A 19210-nucleotide genomic window follows, 5' to 3' on the forward strand; every position below is an offset into this window, starting at 1 on the left:
GGAGTTTGTGCCTGAGATAGTACCGTTGACAGGAATGGTTGTTTCTGTGGAGTTTGTGCCTGAGATAGTACCGTTGACAGGAATGGTTGTTTCTGTGGAGTTTACAAGAATAATTTCAGTTGAATTCTGGTTTGTAGTAATTTGGTTATCAGTTGAATTGTTGATCGGTACTAGGCTTGATGTGACATTGTTACCAACTAATGTGTTGATCGATGTTTGATTAGATGAAACCTCAGTAGACTCGGTATCTTCAGCTGGTGTAGAAGAAGATGAGGTTGAGCCTACTGAGGCATCAGTGCTATCAGATGTTGAATCCTCAACAGTTTCTGTATCTTCAGCTGGTGTAGAAGAAGATGAGGTGTTGTCTGTTGAGGCAGTTGGTTGAGTAGAAGATGAAACCTCAGTAGACTCGGTATCTTCAGCTGGTGTAGAAGAAGATGAGGTTGAGCCTACTGAGGCATCAGTGCTATCAGATGTTGAATCCTCAACAGTTTCTGTATCTTCAGCTGGTGTAGAAGAAGATGAGGTGTTGTCTGTTGAGGCAGTTGTATTATCAGAAATGTTTTGATCTAAATCACCAGTATCAGCATAAGCTTCAGGCCAATAACTTGATGAAATAGAATATGGAGTTACAATAACAGTTGATAAAATAATGAAAACACAAACAAAAGATAGTAATGGACGGATTTTTTCGAATTTAAATTTAACATCTTCAGCAAAAATAAATAAAAAGAAAACAAGTGGAGTAAAAATAATTATGATAAAAGAATTATCAGAGACAAAAGATAGATCAAAAATAGGAAAAGAATCAAGAGTGTTTGTAAATGATTTATCAAAAACATTTAGAGAATTAATAACATAGTCAAAATCAATTTGATTTATTGAAACAAAATTAAATGGATCAGAAAAGAATGATGTTTCTAAAATATTTGTTGGGATTGAGATCAAAACATCAGAAGAATATTGATCATGAGAGTCATCAAGATATAATGTTTCAATCTTTGAATTCTTTTTTCTATCGTCACGAGTTTTATCAGTTTGTGTGATTCTTTCAATTATTACTTGTGGTTGTGAAATAAATGTAATATGCAAAACAGATTCTTCAAGGGCTGAAGAAATTAAATTCAAATCTTCTGAAAGACTGATGTTTGTCTTTGAATGTCCTGATTCTGAAACAGTATTAGAGTTAACTTCAGAATTTTTTTTCTGTGGTGGATTTGATTTTATTCCAATTGATTCTTCTAATGAAATTGAAATTGTTCTAGATTCTTTTGGTGTAGATGAAACAATTTCTGATTGTTCATATGGAGAATCAACCGATGGTGATTCAGCAAATCCAAAGGGAATGCCAGATGTCAATAAAAATAGAATTGCGATTAGAGAGAAAGCAGATTTCAATTAAGAGTTCCCTCCACACAAAAATTTGCAAAAATTTCTTGGTGTAGAATTTGATTTGCAAGAATTTGGTGTAGAGAATTCTCTAGAGGATCGAAAAATCCAATAATGCTATCCATAGGATAGTCTAAGGTAAACACCTCATCTTCTTCTACACCAACAAAAAATCATTCACAAAAACCGATAAAGAAGGTGGAAATCTGCGTAAAAGATCTATTCCATGATGGAAATTAAGAAAATAGATTGATCCAATTTGGATCACGATTTTTGGGATATTTTTCATGAAAAATATTGAAAAAATGTAAATCAAATTTTAAGAAATGATAAGTTATGAATTAATAAAATAATCACATAAAAATTGTAAATCTAAAAATTTCTAATAATTACAAAGGAATTGGAATTGCATCGCCGTATTCAACTTTGATGATTTGGCTTTTACCAGCTGGTAATGTACGTACATAATCATCTATTGGAATATTTTTTGCAATTGGTTCTTCTAACTTTGAAAATTCAATTCTAATTTTTTTAGCTGTTTCAACCATTTCTGATCCGTGTGGTTCAATTATTGCATACAAGATAGAATATTTTTTAATGGGTTCTGGTGGACCGCATGCTAAAATATAATCATCATCTTGCTTGATGATACCAACTGCAAGTCTAAGAGTTTCAGATTTGATAAAATTTCTTTGTCCTTCAATAGTAAATGATCCTTTAGGTAAAAATTCTCCACTAGGTGCAGATTTTTTTATTTGATCTGGATGAACCCAATAAGCACTTACACCATACATTCCTTCTCTCCAAGCTCTACTAAAACAAACTGTTGCATGTGCAATTTCATTCATACTTGAATCAGGTGCATGATCAGCATCTTTTAAAATAAAAAATGGTGAACCAAAAATGTCACCATGAAATACTTTATCATTTTTTGCTAAATGTTTTCGGATTACAGCTGAATTTGATGCTGCATCTCTTCCACCAACAGTAAGGTACCCATCAGTTGTAAAGAACCATCTGTATCTTTCATACCAATTTTTTTTTCTAATTTCTGAAACTACAATCAAATCTTTTTCAGATTCTGTTTTATTCTCAAATTTTTCCAATTTTTTCTCTGTTTTTTCTTTAATAGATTGAATTGAAGGAATTGCTGCTGATTGTTTTTTTGCTTCATTGAATAATACTGATGCAATTGATTGGAGTGGAGATTTAGTGTTAATCTTTATTTTTTCATCTTGAACAATTATTAATGAAATTCCTTTTTCATTAACCAATTTTGCATTATTATTTGCTAGTATTTCTTGAGCTGTAGTATCCTCTATCGATAAAACTCCTTTTGATACCATTTCAAAAATGGAATTTGCAACATTTGTGATATTCTTAGATCTTTCTTTTACTGTTTCAATTGCTTTTTCTTGTTCAGAGATTTGTGTTTGTAGTTCCTTAATTTTTTTATCTGAACTACTTGTTTGGATTGATTTTCCTTTTGTTATGATATTTTCAGTAAATACAGTATCTAGTCCTTCAATGAAACTATTTACTGGTGTAATTTCTCCTTCTAGTTTTCCTAATTTGACAGGAAGAACTTCAGTTTTTTCATTTCTAATGATCACAGCATCATGATTTCCAGAAACCACATCTGAAACAATTTTCTTTACAGTTTCAAAAATTGTTTGAATTTCTTCATTAGTCAATAAATTTCCAATTTTTTTCCCATCAACTTTTGCAATTTCAAAAACTGCTTCAACATATTTTTTGGGTAAACCCAAAGTTCTTCCAAACCATTTTGCTGCAACTAAATCTGTAGTTTTTAATTCATCGAAGTCTGATTCTTTAATGTTAAAAATATCAAGACTGCCACTTGGTGGTTGTGTATATTCTAGACCGACTCTTAGTTTTCTATGTCTTACATCTATAGAATGTTGTAATGCAAGAATTTTCATGTCCTTGTTACAAAGTAAAATGTTGCCATCCCCAAAGAATTCCCCTACCAATACAAACTCTTTGCCAAATCCTTCAAACGTAAAATATGCTATTCTTTCAGCTCCGATTTGTTCAATTTTTTTTAATTTTAATCTCAAAAGATCATTTCGTAATCTTTTGAGCAATCTGTTTGGTTCCATTTGATCTATCTTTACTGCAGTTAACCAAACCCCAGAGATTGATATCATCATAAAGAGATCGCTTTTTTCAGTATGATGTAGTTTGAAGAGAATACTATCTTTTGTAATTCCATAAATATTGCTAATATAGTAACCCTGAACTTGTTCTGAAATTTTATCAACTAAATACCGTAATTCGATACCAGATAATGCCATAATCATCATGGTTTTTGTCTAAAATTATACTCTTGCTTTGATATTCACAAATACTGACCAAAGATATTAAACATGGTTTGCTTGAGACACGCTAGAAATTTACTTGGCAAAATTCAAAAAGAAAAAATCTCAACCGACAATTGATCCTAATGATTCAAAAAAAGAATCAGTAGAAGATATGCCTACGGATATTCCTGAAACAGAAAAATCTGAACCTATTCCAGAAACTCCTTCAAATGATCCACCAGTAAGTGCTGCTGAGAAAAGTGAAAAAGATAAGAAATTAAATAAGTTATTTTGGTTACGAGTTGCTTTAGCTATTATTGCAGGTACTTCAGCTACATTCATCTTTGATGATATTGAAGGCGAAGATAGAAGATGGGCATCTATTGGTTTTATGATAATAATCTTTTTTGCAACTATAATTGTTGCAAAAAGTATGAAAATGCAATTACCATCCTCAGATAGGAAAAAAATTGTTACACAAGCAATTGGCAGCTATGTTTTCTTATACCTATTTTCATGGATAGTAAGTTACACATTAGTAAATATTGGAAATGTTTCTAATGGAATTAACATTTAACTTGGAAAATTAAAAACGGTAGTAACAAATGTGGAAATTTAAAACACCTGGTATTCCTGATGAAGAATTTGAGAGGATAGAAAAAGTTCCCATTACAAAAGAAGAGATAAGAGTTGTTCAAATTAGTAAAGCTAGACTAAAACCAGGTCAAATTATTTATGATATAGGATGTGGAAGTGGTTCAATTTCTATTGAAGCTGCACTTCAAATAGAATCATCAGGTAAAGTATTGGCTATTGATTATGATGAAAATGCAATTGAGTTAACCAAAAAGAATATGAAAAAATTTGATGTTACAAATATTTCTCTAATCCATGGAAATGCTAAAGAAGCAATTTTGAAACTTGAAGAAGCAGATACTATTTTCATTGGGGGGACAGGCGGAGACACAAAGGAAATTGTTGAGCTTTCTGAGAACAAACTAAAATCTGGTGGAAGAATAGTGGTTGGAATAATATTGATTGAAACACTCTATTCAGTTTTACAAGCATTAAACAGATTACAATTTGAATCTGTAGATATCACTCAAGTTACCATTTCTAAGAGTAGAAAAACTAGTACAGGAACAATGATGCTTGCAAGAAATCCGGTTACAATCATTTCTGCTACTAAAATCTAATCTAGATTTTTAATTAGGGAGAAAATCATATTCTTCATGCCTGGATTGATTGGAATTGGAGTAGGTCCAGGGGATGTTGATCTACTTACTGTAAAAGCTGTAAAGGCAATTCAGAATGCAGATATCATTATGTGTCCTGCATCAAAAGAAGATAGACCAAGTATTGCACTTGCAGTTGTATCTCCCATTATTGATAAATCTAAAAATCAAGAGATTGTAAAACTAATTTTTCCAATGACTAAAGACAAGGATGTTCTTGAAGCAACATGGAAGAAAAATGCAAAAATAATGGCGGAAACAGTTCTCACTGGAAAAAATGTTGTATATCTTACAGTAGGTGATCCATTCTTGTATAGTACTTGGATATACATGCATAAAGATCTCACAGAGAATTATCCTGACATGGACATTTCTGTAATTCCTGGAATTGTGTCAATGTTTACATTTGCATCAAAAGTGGGTGTTAGTATTGCAGAAGGAGCAGAAAAAGTTGCCATTATCCCATCTTGTTATGATTTATCAAGTGTGAAAGAGATTGCAAAAAATTCTGAATCAATGATCTTTCTTAAAGACGGACGATATTTTGATCAAGTAATTGAAGTCTTAAAGGAATCAGGATTCCCAGATAATTCAATTTTTGCAATTGGGCAAGATCTTGGAACAGAAAATGAGATAATTCGAAAAATGACTTTGGGTGAAGTAAATGATTCATCTTTAACTACAAAATATTTTTCAATTTTGGTGGTCAAACGTGTCTGACGTATTTTTTGTTGGATGTGGTCCAGGTGATCCTGAACTCATTACTATTAAAGCTAAAAAATTAATTCAAAAAGCAGATGTTGTTGTATATTCAGGTTCTTTAATTCCGGAACCAATTTTGAAGTTGTGTAAAAAAGGAAAATTGTATGATGCAGCTAAATTAGTTAGAGAAGAAATTTTTGATCTGTTATACAAAAATGCAAAAAAAGACAAGCTTGTAGTTAGATTACATGATGGAGATCCTTCAATTTATGGTGCAATCAAAGAACAAATTGACAATCTAGAAAAAAAAGGAATCAAGTCAATTGTTGTTCCTGGTGTTACAGCATTTTTAGCTTCAGCCGCTGCGCTTGGAATGCAATTGACACTTCCTGGAGTTACTCAAACTATCATCGTTACAAGAGCAGAATCTAGAACCAAAGTTCCAAAACGAGAGAAAATTTCTGAGCTTGCAAAACATAAAGCAACATTAATTTTTTATCTTAGCATTCAGTTGATTTCTAATTTAGTTACTGAAGCAGTTGCAGGTGGATATAAAAAATCTACACCTGTTGCAGTGGTTTATAGAGCAAGTTGGAAAGATCAAAAAATAATTAAAGGAACACTTGGAGATATTGCAAAAAAAATCAAAGATGAAAAAATTACAAGAACTGCAATTGTAATAATTAGTGATGTAATAGATCCAAAAACATATGAGTATTCTAAGTTATACGATAAAAAATTTAGTCATGGTTATAGAAAAGCTAAAAAGAAATCGGATTAACTTTATTTTTTATATTAATTTTATTTAATTTTCTTTGAAATAGCTTTACATTGCCTGTTGCAAAAATTTTTAATGTATTTCTTTTAGATTGTTTGTTTTTTATTTTTATGAAAATCTTTTTTGCAACTAGATCTGCAGGATCAATAAAATTTATTTTTGGATATTGTTTTTTTAACAAAAATTTTATAAATGGTAAATGTGTGCTTGACAGTGTTATTGTGTCAATATTAATTTGATTTAATTTTTTATCTAAAACCATTTTAATAATTTTTTGAGAATGTTTTTTATTAGAAATAAATTTTCCAGATTCTACTAATTCAACAAGTTCTGATCCATTAATTTTAAAAAACTTATAACTATTAGAAAAATGATTGGCTTTGATATATTGAGTTAAGCCTTTACTGTTAATTGCACTTTTTGTAGCCAATATTCCAATTTGTTTAGTTTTAGATTTTTTTTTAGCAATAATTAATGGTGGTTTTACATCAATTATTTTTTTTGTTGTCAAATTCAATATTAAACTAGGTGTATTTGATGCTACAACTACAAGATCTGGAGAGAACCTCTTCTGTAATAGTTTGATAGAGTTTTGAATAATATTTGATAGTTGGATCTTTGATTTGTTTCCGTATGGATAATTTTCTTGATCTGCAAAATAGATAATATCAGATTTGGAAATTTTTTGAATTGCTTTGATTATAGATAATGAACCTAATCCCGAATCAAAAACTACAATCTTGGCCATAAATTATGTAAAAAATCAAAGGTAATGTTTGTTAGCTAAATTTACTCTAAAGTCGATCTAAATACACACCCTCCATTAAGACTAAATTTCTAAACTACCAACCATGCCAAACTTCGATAAGACTTGGGCTCGACAAGAGACCCAAAGTGTAACTGGCAAACTCCGTGAAGCAGTAAAGCCTCAAGGTGCATTAAAACCACGAATTCAGACTGCAGTAAACAAACTACAAGTCCAGATCTCAAAAATGGACTCTATGTTAGGTAAACTGCATGAAAGAGATGCGCAACTCTTTCAGAGAGTCGTGACTGCAATGCAGCAACATGATACTAGCACAAGTAGAGTTTTGTCCAACGAATTAGCTGAAATTCGTAAAGTTACAAAGATGCTCGGCAACGCAAGAATGTCATTAGAACAAGTCCAACTAAGACTGACAACTATTCATGATCTTGGTGATGCTATGGTAGCAATTGGACCAGCAATGTCTACAATGAAGGGATTGAAGTCATCGCTAGGAAGATTCATGCCAGAAGCTGATTCAGAATTGAATAGTATGACCCAGACACTTAATGGACTTATGATGGATTCACTTGCAGGAGACTCATTTAGCATGGAGTCTGATGTTTCAAGTGAAGAAACAGAAAAGATTCTTCAAGAAGCATCTGCAGTAGCTGAGCAACAGATAGGAGACAAATTCCCATCTGTTCCATCTTCAACTGGACTTTCGTCACAATCCTCTACTTCCACTTTTGAGTAGACAGATTAGGACGAACAGTTCATTCTTTTTGTTTTAATTATAAAAAACAGATTAATTCCAAAGTTTTTCTTTGAAAGTTAATTTTTTGTTTAAGATAAAATTACTAAATGCTGCAACTCCAATGGCAGAGATTAAAGCAAGAGGGTATGCAATATCATAAGAATCAACTAGCCAAAATACCATACCAAGTTGTACAAGTGCACCTAATGAGCTAAATAAACCAAATTTACCATATTGTGTTAATGTTTTCTTTCGTGAAAAATCTTTATCTTCAAATGTCCAAATTTTATTTAGAGTGAAATTAGTTGAAATGGATGCAACGATTCCAAAAATATTTGCGTGTAAATACCACATTTCAATTAAATTGGATGTCAAAATCATAGAAATTATATAATTTACAACAAATCCAGAAGCACCTACAGTAAAAAATCTAGCAGCTTTTGAAAGGAAGTGAACTGAATTACGTTTTTCATTTATGGTTTTTGTTTTTCCATTTTTGTATAATTTCCAGACAGATTTAAAATAATCAATAATTGTTGATGAATCTAGTTTACTTGAACCTAACTGTCTATTTTCAAAAGTGTATGGAATTTCTTTAATGTTAATCCCTTTTGTTTTTACAAGGATTTCTAAAAGAATTTTGTAACCTAGTGCATCAAAGTTTAATCCTTTAATGATATTTTTTTTAAAAGCAAAAAATCCAGACATTGGATCTTTTGTTTTTACACCTAACCCTTGCTTTGCAATAATTGTTGCAGCTTTACTCATTAGTTTTCTTTTTGTTGTCCAACCATGAATTTTTCCTCCTGTAATATATCGTGATGCCACAACAAGATCACATTGATATTGCTTGAATGCTTCAATCATTTTTGGAAGCACTTGTGGTGGATGTGAGAAATCAGAATCCATTACAACTATTGTTTCACCTTTTGCATTTTGTATTCCATTTAATATTGCAGAAGAAAGTCCATTTTTTGCTGTTCTGTGAATGATAGCAATAGTATTTTCGGCAATTTTTTTAAAATTTGATATATACTCTTCCACAATTTTTCCTGTTCCATCCGGAGAATTATCATCAACAATTATTGTTTCAGCGTAGATTCCCTTTGGAATATTTGCATGAATTGATTTTAAAATATTTACAATATTTTGAGATTCATTGTATGTTGGCAAAATAATGGAAATTTGAGGATTTTTATGCGTCATACTTCAATCATACCCAGAAACAAATGAATATTAATTTATAATAAAATTCATGCTCAAATAATTTTATGTTTATGCAAATTTGTTAAGAATGGAGTTAAAATTTTGCTATAGATAATTTTGATTGAAAAATGATTAATGATGACATCACTATTAGAAAAATCATTATTGGATAGTGCAACTCAGGTAATGATTTGTCAGGAGAGATGAGATCACCCCATTTTTGAGGGGACGGAATTACTGAGATGTCATCTTGAAGTATTTCAGGATAGGTAAAAAAAATATTTGAACTTGAATCATAAACTGATACAAAAAATCCATAATTATCTGAACGTTGAATTATATCTGTAGGGATTTTGAATTCAAAACCTGGATGTGGAATATCTGTATACCGATCATTTTCATCAGATACAGTACTTATTGCAATAAAATTACTAGAGGCAGAAATTTTTTGAAAGTAATTTGAATGTACATTTGTGGAATTACCTTGATAAATAATTCCGTGGCTATTTCCCAAAGTAGATAAGAAACAAAAATCATTTTGATCAGGTATTTTATTTTTATTATTTTCTCCATCAAAACAAATTATTGCCGTATCAAGTTCATGATCTAAAGTAAAATCATTAACAGAATCTATAAAAATATAAATAAAATTTTCATAATGTGCAGTTCTAAGTATTATTTGTTTGTCATCATTAACGATATATGATAAGCTAGTTGGTTTCCATTCTGAGAAAAATGTCCATTTACCATCAAGAACTATATTTTTCATTTCAGGTGAAATTGAAATTAGAATTGGATCAGACAATGCAAAGACATTACCATAAAACAATGTCATTGAAAAAAAAAGGATAAAAATAATTATAGATAATCTGAAAATCATTTACTAAATTATTTCATGAGAACTATAAAAAATAATTCTTTTTCTAGACAGGTTTATAGAGTTCTAAATGAATTTGAAATTATGAATAAAGGTGTAGGAATTGTTATTGTAGTTGGAGTTATAATAATAATTATAGGAATTGGATTATCATCATCTGAATCAATTAATGACAAAATAGTTGAAGAGATTCCAAATTTAGAAACAGATTCTGTAGAAAATGTTCCTGAGGAATCTGAATCAGTAGGTACAGAATTTTCTGTAGAATTAACAGAAAGAATAGGACTCAAATCACCCTAAAAGTGCCAAAGTGGATCTGTTAGTTAGTGATATTTTGCCACGATACCTATAATCTAGCAAAGAATAGACATTACAATGAATAGAACAAAGAGCATAGCTCTATTTGCAGGTATTTTTGCAATAGCTATGACAACATACGGTCTATCTGGTGTATCATCATCTCCAATGGCTATGGCTTCAATTCCTCAATCACAAGAAGGAATGAAAATGCTAGGACATTTTGAATATACTGCATACGACAGTGAAAACAATGTAAAAGCATACCTCCAAACTGACAACGTCGTTGTTAATGACGGAACTGATTGTGCTGGTGCAATATTATTTGCTACAACTACCGATGGTGATTGTGGAAATACTGCTGCATTTACATGGATCGGAATTGGAAATGGTACTGCTGGTGCAGGTGCAGATGACGTAGAATTAGATGCAGATACTCCTGGTACATGTGCAAGCTCAGGTGTTGATGGTGAGATGGCAAGAAAGAATGTAGTTCCAGATGTTACTGTTACAAATGTAGGAGCAGGTACACAAGTTGAGCTAGATGTAGGATCTGACACATTCAAATTTAGTTCAAGCAATGCAACTACTGTAACTCAATCAGCAATCTTCAATGGCAATACTTCAGCACAAACAGCAAACGGTGAATGTGCAACCATGGGAACTGTAGGAACTCAATTTGAGATGTTTGCAATCCAAGACCTATCTGGTGGCGGTGTAACAGTCTCTGATGGAGATAGTTTAGCTGTCAAATGGACCATTACAATTAGTTGATCGGATTTTTTTAATTTCAACTAATTCTATTATTTTTAATAATATACTCAAACTATGTTTTATTTAGTTTGTAAAACTTGCAGATATTTTTTATTTTACAAACATCACACATTGGTGAAATTGGTTTACAGATATTTTGTCCATACATAACAAATGTATCATTAATATCAATCCAAAATTTTTTAGGGATTTTTTTCATTAGTTCTTGTTCTGTTTCTTCTGGTGTTTTAGTATCTACCAAACCTAATCTGTTTGATATTCTATGAACATGAATATCAACAGGAATTGCAGGTTTTTCATATGCATAAACTAGAACACAATTTGCAGTCTTTCTTCCAACTCCAGGTAGTTTTACCAAAGTTTCAAGATCATCAGGCACAATTCCTTTGAACTGAGAATGAATGATTTTTGCAACTTCAATAATTCTCTTTGATTTTACATGATAGAAGCCAATAGGCCGAATAATTTTCTCCACATCTTTTAGTTTAGCATTTGCTAGCTCTTTTGCATTTTTGTATTTAGAAAATAAAGCCTTGACTACTTTGGTAGTACTCTCATCTTTTGTTCGAGCTGAAAGTATCGTCCCAATGAGTATACTAAATGGACCACCTGTTTCAGCTTCATGTAGTTCTCTAAGTGCAGTCATTCTTGGTGGTTTTACAGAATTCATTGTATTTGTCATGCCAAGAAGAATTTTTTTCATGTTACATGAGATTCTACGTACAAGTATTATATCTGTAATTTTCAACTCATTGTATTGGAATTAACTAAAGAAGAAGAATCTGCATTGAAAGGAGAACAGGGAGAAACTATGGAAATGGCATACAGAATTTTATCTGCTACTGGTGAAGCAACTGATGCAGAAAAATTAGTTCCTGTAAAATGGGTACATCTTTCTGGAGTAAATTATAATACAATCGGAGATGCAGGTGAAGAATTTTTATCAAATATTAGTAAAGATGCAAGAGTTAAAGTAAAAACAACATTAAATCCAATGGGATTTGATATTGATAATGTATCAAACTACAATTTAGATAATAATTTCATTTCAAAACAATTATCAATAAAAAAATCATATGAAACAATGGGGGTTATTCCATCATTTTCTTGTATACCATATGAGATTTTTGATATTCCAGAAAATGGTACACAGGTTGCATTTGCAGAAAGTAATGCTGCAATTCATGCAAATTCATATGACAATCTAAAAACAAACAAAGAAAGTGCATTTAGTGCTTTGGCAAGTGCAATAACTGGAAAAAGTCCATATTCTTCTTTAAGAAAAGAAGACTCTCCTAACATAACAATTAGAATGAAAGTAAGCAGTCCCAATGAATTGATATATGGTATGCTTGGGTTTTTTGCAGGCAAAGTGGGAGATACATCAGTAAATATTTCAGGGCTTGGGGAAATGGATACGCGTCAATGTAAGGCCATGTGTGGAGGCATGGGTACTTCAGGAACATGTGCAAAATTCTTGTTTGGTGAGGGAGAATCTGATTGTGAAAAAATAGATTTTGATGAAAAAGAGATGCAAAACGTTCATGATGAATTAAACACAGCAGAAAAAGGAGATATCATAACACTTGGAAGTCCTCAATTAGGTTTAGAAGAGATTGCTGATTTGACAAACAAGCTCAAAGGGAGATCATTTAAGAAAAGATGTATGGTGTTTACTCCCAGAACCATTAAGGAACAAGCTAAAAAAATTGGTTATACAAATGAGCTTGAACGTGCAGGATGTGAAATTCTTTCTGATTGTTGTACATGTTTAACTCCGTTAATTAACAAAGAAAGTGTTGATGCAGTTACAACAAATAGTATCAAAGGTGCATTTTATTTAAAAAATTCTAATGGTGTGAATGTCAATTTAAAATCATTATCACAAATAATTAAAGATGAAACATCATGAAAGTACTTGTTAAAGGAAAAATTCAAGGTATTGTTTTAAAATCTGAAAATCCGATTAATTTTTTGGGTACAGTAGAAAAAAAATCTGGAATAATTAGCGATAAAAATCACGACCTGTTTGACAAATCAATTAAAGATTCAATTCTTGTATTTCCAAGTGGTGTAGGAAGCAGTGTTGGAGCATATACAATTTATTCAATAAAATCAAATAATTCTGCACCTCTTGCAATGGTTTGTAAGAAAGCTGATCTAACAGTAGCAACAGGATGTGCTTTGGCAAATATTCCACTTTTGATTATTTCAGAAAATGAATTTAATTCATTTAAAACAGGTATGAAAATTTTAATTGATACTGAATCATCAACACCAATAACTTCAGTTTAAAAAAAATTTAATCTAAATTAAAGATTTGATTAATCATCATCTTTCTTTTTGTCTTTCTTATCATGATGAGACTTTATAATTTCACAATTTTTCAGAGTATCGTCACTGTCTTCATAACATGTATCCTCATCAGCACCGCCATTCAGGGAATCAATTCCTTTTTCTCCCTTTAGTGTATCAAATCCTGCTTGTCCTCTAAGATCATCATTTCCGTCACCGCCTTTGATGTGATCATCTCCTGCACCGCCAAGGATAGTATCATTACCATCATCGCCTTTGAGTTCATCATTATCTAAGCCACCTTTGATGGTATCATTACCATCATCGCCGTCAATCTTGTCTTTTCCAGAACCTCCAAAGATTTCATCATCGCCGTCACCGCCTTTGATGTGATCATCTCCTCCATTTCCAAGTAAAATATCAAAACCATTTTCACCATCAATCTTATCTTTTCCTGCACCGCCAGTGATTTCATCATCGCCGTCACCGCCTTTGATGTGATCATCTCCTGCACCGCCAGTGATTATATCGTCTTCATTTCCACCATCAAGTTTGTCATTTCCAGAACCTCCAAGGATAGTATCATCGCCGTCACCGCCTTTGATCTCATCATTTCCAGAACCTCCGTTGATAGTATCAGTACCTAATCCACCATCAAGTTTGTCATTTCCATCTTTTCCAAATATCTCATCATTTCCAGAACCTCCGTTGATAGTATCATTTCCATCTCCTCCATTGAGTTCATCATGTCCATCATTTCCATTAATTCTATCATTTCCTTCATCTCCTTTTATGATATCACCACCACTTCCACCATCAAGGGTATCATTGCCATCATTGCCACGAATCATATCATCTCCACCTAATCCAAATATCTCATCATTGCCTGCTTGTCCTCTAAGATCATCATTTCCAGAACCTCCAATAATACAATCATTTCCTGCTTTAGCTTTTACAATATCTCCATAGTCTCCAGCAAGAATAAGATCTGCCTTATCGGTTCCTATCAGTGTATCACTCAAACCACCTCTATTGTCAATCAAATTGTATTTTCCTTTCAATGCTTTCTTTTCTAGTTCGGCAATAGTCAAGTCGTCACAAAACAACTGATTTTCAAAATCAATTTGTACTGTTATTGTAATAATGTCTTGATCCACTAAACCTACTGAATCAACTATCTGTAAAGTAATCTCATGTACTCCTTCAGGAAGATTGGAAAGTGAAAGTGAAGGACCAGTTCCTAATAAACCAGCATAGCCGTTAAACCATTCCAAACTAGAAGATATATCTCCATCTTCAGAATCAGTAGCAGTTCCTACAAAGTCAATTTGTTCTCCCAAAATGAAGACATCATTATCAAGTGGAGAAATAATTGTGGCAACAGGAGTATCATTTTCTGAGATAACTGTGATATCTACGGTTGCTTCATTGGATGTTTCTCCTGAATTATCATCAATTGTGTAAGTGTAAGTGTCAGATGTTGTTTCTGAACCATCATGTGTATAATCAATAGTTCCATCTCCGTTATCTACAAGTGCACCATTGGTTGGTCCACTAGTTATTGTAATTGATGACAAATCAAGACCATCATCTGCATCTGAGTCATTAGATACAATGTTAGTTGTTGTTGTTCCGCCTTCGTCTACTGAATCTGTATCGTCTTGTGCTTCTGGAATATCGTTAACTGGGATAACTATAACTGTAAATGATTTTTCTGTAGAATCAATTCCATCTGAAACAGTTACTGTTATTTCTGCTTCACCATTTGCATTAGCTACTGGGGCATAAGATAATGAACCTGTAGTATCAGGAGAATTGTAAGTAACGATTGGATCTGGAATCAGTGCAGTATTATCAGAAGTAGCTATAACTGTAAGAGTCTGGACTTCGCCATTACCGGCAGTAATTCCAGATAGATTTACTATCTGTATCAGAGCATCTTCAAGAATTGCGGGTGGTTCAATCAGATCATCTAAAGTTGGTGGAGTGTTAATCAAGTAAACTGTGATATCTACGGTTGCTTCATTGGATGTTTCTCCTGAATTATCATCAATTGTGTAAGTGTAAGTGTCAGATGTTGTTTCTGAACCATCATGTGTATAATCAATAGTTCCATCTCCGTTATCTACAAGTGCACCATTGGTTGGTCCACTAGTTATTGTAATTGATGACAAATCAAGACCATCATCTGCATCTGAGTCATTAGATACAATGTTAGTTGTTGTTGTTCCGCCTTCGTCTACTGAATCTGTATCGTCTTGTGCTTCTGGAATATCGTTAACTGGGATAACTGTGATATCTACGGTTGCTTCATTGGATGTTTCTCCTGAATTATCATCAATTGTGTAAGTGTAAGTGTCAGATGTTGTTTCTGAACCATCATGTGTATAATCAATAGTTCCATCTCCGTTATCTACAAGTGCACCATTGGTTGGTCCACTAGTTATTGTAATTGATGACAAATCAAGACCATCATCTGCATCTGAGTCATTAGATACAATGTTAGTTGTTGTTGTTCCGCCTTCGTCTACTGAATCTGTATCATCTCCTGCTATTGGTGCAGAAAGACAAGGATCTTCTATCTCAATATTTCCTTGAAAACCTGCTCCTGCAAAAGATTGTGTTGCACCACATGCAAGGAACCATTGACTTGCTGGACCAGAATTTGCTACAACTGCAGATGGATTATCAACAACCAATGCTCCATATTGAACAACATTTCCTCCTTGAGAAACTGCCGCTAAATTAAGAGGCTGTATTAGATCATTGTAAAGTCTTAGTGTTCCACCATTTTCAATGATTAATGTCCCGCCATTAGTAACTAATAGTTGTCCAGAAAGATTTAGAGTTCCGCCATCTTTGATTGTTAATGTTCCAGAAGGACCAATAGTTATGTTAGTAGCAAAATGATTATCTGAAATTTCCTCGTTTGTAGGACCTGTAATGACTGTATCATCAAGATGATCTGCAAAAGACATCTGAGTAGATGGGAAAAATGCAGAACTGACTAGCAAAAGTATCATTAGAGAAAATCTGACCTTTGCATAATCCATGAGTTAAAAGACATTTTTTATTTAATAACTGTAACATGAACTTCTCATTTATGGAAATTAGAATTTTTAGTATGTCAGATAAATTAATTACAAATCTAGGCATGAAATTGTTTTATTTAATTAGTTTTTGTCAAGATCGCTTTTTGGTGATAAACAAGACACCAACTATTATTCCCATACCCGCTGCCACATAAAACGGAAACAATGCAAACACATTCTTTGCAGGATCACCTGATAATAATTCTATAATCATACTTCCAGATGCCATTGCTGGAGGATCAGTAGAACCTTCCATACCATGTACAGAATAAGAATGAAGTGCAAATTTTCCAATATCCAAATTGGTAACTACAATTCTTGCACCATTATTTACAGTCAATCCCGCTCTATCAGTATATGATATGATAGATTTTGCCTCTGGGTACCAACCTCTGTCCAAGTCTCTATGAACAACAATGTAACCTTCTTTTGGTGTCTGAACTGCAACCCAAAACTTGTTGTCAGGTTTTGGTCCCATTCCAACTTCAATAAACTCATCTTGTGTTTCTTGATCGTATAGTCTAAGAACTGCATTTCCATTTGGATTTGCATATAACAAATTATTATCGATAGTTACTTGCCAACTTATTGCATGAACATCATCTAGAACTCTAATTGGTGCTTCACGAAGTACTGTATTAAATTCATTATGAGGAATTTCTAATGTATCAATGATCAATGATGGATTGTTTGATTCCTGAGCAAATACTGGAGATATAAAAAGTCCACCAAACAAAATTAAAGCAAAGAGATACTTCACAAGCTAGCACAAATTTGATTGAATAAAAATCTAATCAACAAATGGTTTTGGATGATCTAAAATTACTTGAGCAACTTCTGGTCTTAGAATAAACTCAGATGGTGCCTGACCATTTTGAATCATCTCTCGAAGTGCTGTTCCACTGATTTGTTCTTTAACATCATTATCATGTGGACATGCTTTAGGAGTAGTATAAGTAAGACATTTCCTGCAGTAGAAGAACGGTGGGAAGAATACCGGAGAGATTTCTAACTCTGGATAATCATCAAAGATTTTTTGTGCTGCCATTGGGTCATAGAATTTTCCAACACCTGCATGATCTCGTCCAATAATGATATGAGTACAACCATAGTTTTGTCTCATGATTGCATGATGTATTGCTTCTTTTGGACCAGCATACTTCATTTGTGTATGTAATGTTCCAAGCTTGCATCTGTTTTCAGGATAGTATAATTTAATCATGGTTTCATAGCATTTTACAATCACCTCATCTACAAAGTCGCCAGATTTTTTCTTACCAATTACTGGGTTTACAAATACACCATCACGAGTTGTAATTGATGTTTTTTGCAGCATTTCGTGTGCTACATGAGGTGGATTTCTGGTTTGGAATGCGCAAATAGTCTTCCATCCAGCATTTGCAAAAGCCTCTCGTGTTTGAGTAGGTGTTAATCTATTTTTTCTAATTTCAGTATCATTTGGTCTTTGGATATAATCGATTTTTCCACCAACCAAGAAATCTTTCATTGCCATAGTATATGCAACACCTGGATGTGAAGAATCATTGGTACCGTAGACTCCTTGAGCTGCTTTTTCTTTATCAAAAGTAAATGTTTCATCAACGTGTAACACTGCAACTCCAATTCCATCTGGGTTTTGAAGTAGAACATCTTTTGCTTCTTTCATTTTATTTGCAGTTTCTTCATCAACATCTAATACAATCGGAATAGTCCATGCTAAATCATTTGATAATCTTCCACGAGATACAACACTTTCAAAGTCTTTTTGTCCTAGAAATCCTTCTAAAGGACTAAAAATTCCATCTGCAATATTTTCAACATCGTTTGCGACATCTTCACTAATTGAAATTGAAAATAGTCCTGTAGGATCAATTTTGGAAATTCTGTTTACTAGTACTCCACCATGAGGTTTGATTGAATCAGTTTCTGACATGATAAATCAACAATCAAGGGTCTATATGAAGGCCACACTCTTTGTTGCCTCCTTGTTCCCACCACCATCTTCCTGCACGAATATCCTCTCCAGGTTTTATTGCTCTTGTACATGGTTCACACCCTATACTTGGAAAGCCTTTGTCAAGTAGACTGTTGTATGGCAAATTATTTTTTTTAATATATTCTTGAATCTGATCCCAAGTCCAATCTACAATCGGATTAATCTTTAGAATTCCTCCATGCCCATGATCTAGTTGAAAGATTGTAACATTTTGGCGATTTTGGGTCTGCTCCCTTCTTAAACCGGTAATCCAACCATCCAAAGTATTCAGCATCTTATTCATTGGGTGAACTTTACGAATTTCACAACAAAGCTTCCTGTTTTCAACACTATCATAGAACAGATTCATTCCTTTATCACGAACCATCTCTTCTACTTCTTTTGTGTCAGGAAATAGTACTTCGATTGAAATATTGTATTTCTTACTTACAACATCAATGATATCATAAGTTTCCTGTGGCAATCTTCCTGTATCTAGGGTGAAAAATCTAAAGTTTGGATTTATTTTTAACATTATATCCATCACAACAGCATCTTCAGCACCAAAGCTGGATGCTTTTGCAACTTTTGGATGAAGATTGTCTGAAACCCATTGTAAGACTTCTTCAGTTGTTTTAATTTTTGAGTTTAATTCATCTACTTGTTCTTGGGTAAATTTTGTCACGATTTCAGTATGATTATTTCTTTTATATTGATTACCCGAAATTTTATCCTAAATTATAAACAAGTATTATTCAAAATAG

The 19210-nt window shown here is 32.7% G+C and carries 18 protein-coding genes and 1 pseudogene; 9 read left to right on the forward strand and 10 right to left on the reverse strand.

The features are described from left to right. Window positions 1–1398, reverse strand: a pseudogene (locus K5781_RS03780) (hypothetical protein); the annotation flags it as partial. A 380-nt stretch (window positions 1399–1778) separates the two neighbouring features. Continuing rightward, on the reverse strand, window positions 1779–3707 hold the full coding sequence (rqcH, locus tag K5781_RS03785; RefSeq protein WP_297440891.1) for a ribosome rescue protein RqcH: 1929 nt from the start codon (window positions 3705–3707) through the stop codon (window positions 1779–1781). A gap of 103 nt (window positions 3708–3810) precedes the next feature. On the opposite strand from rqcH, the gene K5781_RS03790 reads away from it, so the two are divergent. Genes K5781_RS03790 through cobM form a run of 4 tightly spaced genes read left to right on the forward strand, consistent with a single transcriptional unit; the run spans window position 3811 to window position 6431 of the window. Next, window positions 3811–4290, forward strand: a complete 480-nt coding sequence (locus K5781_RS03790; RefSeq protein ID WP_297440893.1) for a hypothetical protein — start codon at window positions 3811–3813, stop codon at window positions 4288–4290. Between the two features lie 28 nt (window positions 4291–4318). Continuing rightward, window positions 4319–4909, forward strand: coding sequence for a precorrin-6Y C5,15-methyltransferase (decarboxylating) subunit CbiT (cbiT, locus tag K5781_RS03795; RefSeq protein WP_297440895.1), 591 nt, complete (start codon window positions 4319–4321; stop codon window positions 4907–4909). 36 nt (window positions 4910–4945) lie between these two features. After that, window positions 4946–5668: a precorrin-2 C(20)-methyltransferase gene (cobI, locus tag K5781_RS03800; RefSeq protein WP_297440897.1), complete on the forward strand. Its 723-nt coding sequence runs from the start codon at window positions 4946–4948 to the stop codon at window positions 5666–5668. Further along, window positions 5661–6431, forward strand: a complete 771-nt coding sequence (gene cobM, locus K5781_RS03805) for a precorrin-4 C(11)-methyltransferase (protein WP_297440899.1) — start codon at window positions 5661–5663, stop codon at window positions 6429–6431. Before cobI ends, cobM begins: the two co-directional genes overlap by 8 nt. Here cobM and K5781_RS03810 read toward each other — a convergent pair. After that, a complete protein-coding gene (locus K5781_RS03810; protein ID WP_366847873.1) occupies window positions 6412–6939 on the reverse strand; it encodes a hypothetical protein in 528 nt (175 codons plus the stop codon). The genes cobM and K5781_RS03810 overlap by 20 nt on opposite strands. Before the next feature lie 340 nt (window positions 6940–7279). Between K5781_RS03810 and K5781_RS03815 the strand changes: the two genes are divergently transcribed. Further along, complete coding sequence (locus K5781_RS03815) at window positions 7280–7930, forward strand: Snf7 family protein (protein WP_179371756.1); 651 nt, start codon at window positions 7280–7282, stop codon at window positions 7928–7930. 51 nt (window positions 7931–7981) lie between these two features. On the opposite strand, the gene K5781_RS03820 is transcribed toward K5781_RS03815, so the two are convergent. Beyond that, window positions 7982–9136: a glycosyltransferase family 2 protein gene (locus K5781_RS03820; RefSeq protein WP_297440907.1), complete on the reverse strand. Its 1155-nt coding sequence runs from the start codon at window positions 9134–9136 to the stop codon at window positions 7982–7984. 94 nt (window positions 9137–9230) lie between these two features. Further along, a complete protein-coding gene (locus tag K5781_RS03825; RefSeq protein ID WP_297440910.1) occupies window positions 9231–9971 on the reverse strand; it encodes a hypothetical protein in 741 nt (246 codons plus the stop codon). A 126-nt stretch (window positions 9972–10097) separates the two neighbouring features. On the opposite strand from K5781_RS03825, the gene K5781_RS03830 reads away from it, so the two are divergent. After that, entirely contained in the window at window positions 10098–10313 is a 216-nt protein-coding gene (locus K5781_RS03830; RefSeq protein ID WP_297440912.1) for a hypothetical protein, read from the forward strand. Between the two features lie 75 nt (window positions 10314–10388). Continuing rightward, the gene (locus K5781_RS03835) at window positions 10389–11084 is read left to right on the forward strand and encodes a hypothetical protein (RefSeq protein WP_297440914.1); all 696 of its coding nucleotides are present in this window, start codon (window positions 10389–10391) and stop codon (window positions 11082–11084) included. 52 nt (window positions 11085–11136) lie between these two features. Here the strand turns inward: K5781_RS03835 and nth are convergent, their stop codons facing one another. Then, complete coding sequence (nth, locus tag K5781_RS03840; RefSeq protein WP_297440916.1) at window positions 11137–11787, reverse strand: endonuclease III; 651 nt, start codon at window positions 11785–11787, stop codon at window positions 11137–11139. Between the two features lie 54 nt (window positions 11788–11841). On the opposite strand from nth, the gene K5781_RS03845 reads away from it, so the two are divergent. Continuing rightward, on the forward strand, window positions 11842–12996 hold the full coding sequence (locus tag K5781_RS03845) for an aconitase X catalytic domain-containing protein (protein WP_297440918.1): 1155 nt from the start codon (window positions 11842–11844) through the stop codon (window positions 12994–12996). Then, window positions 12993–13379: a DUF126 domain-containing protein gene (locus tag K5781_RS03850; protein WP_297440920.1), complete on the forward strand. Its 387-nt coding sequence runs from the start codon at window positions 12993–12995 to the stop codon at window positions 13377–13379. The genes K5781_RS03845 and K5781_RS03850 overlap by 4 nt, the downstream gene beginning before the upstream one ends. A 29-nt stretch (window positions 13380–13408) precedes the next feature. Here K5781_RS03850 and K5781_RS03855 read toward each other — a convergent pair whose 3' ends face one another. From K5781_RS03855 to K5781_RS03870, 4 genes are all read right to left on the reverse strand, one after another. Continuing rightward, on the reverse strand, window positions 13409–16432 hold the full coding sequence (locus tag K5781_RS03855; protein ID WP_297440922.1) for a tandem-95 repeat protein: 3024 nt from the start codon (window positions 16430–16432) through the stop codon (window positions 13409–13411). Between the two features lie 130 nt (window positions 16433–16562). Further along, on the reverse strand, window positions 16563–17231 hold the full coding sequence (locus K5781_RS03860; protein WP_297440924.1) for a hypothetical protein: 669 nt from the start codon (window positions 17229–17231) through the stop codon (window positions 16563–16565). A 30-nt stretch (window positions 17232–17261) separates the two neighbouring features. After that, window positions 17262–18404 (reverse strand): sulfate adenylyltransferase, encoded by a 1143-nt coding sequence (gene sat, locus K5781_RS03865; protein ID WP_297440926.1) that lies wholly within the window; start codon window positions 18402–18404, stop codon window positions 17262–17264. A gap of 13 nt (window positions 18405–18417) precedes the next feature. Next, on the reverse strand, window positions 18418–19131 hold the full coding sequence (locus K5781_RS03870; protein ID WP_297440928.1) for a phosphoadenylyl-sulfate reductase: 714 nt from the start codon (window positions 19129–19131) through the stop codon (window positions 18418–18420). Window positions 19132–19210 lie beyond the last annotated feature (79 nt).

This window comes from Nitrosopumilus sp. (genome assembly GCF_025699255.1).
In the GTDB taxonomy this organism is placed as follows: Archaea; Thermoproteota; Nitrososphaeria; order Nitrososphaerales; family Nitrosopumilaceae; genus Nitrosopumilus.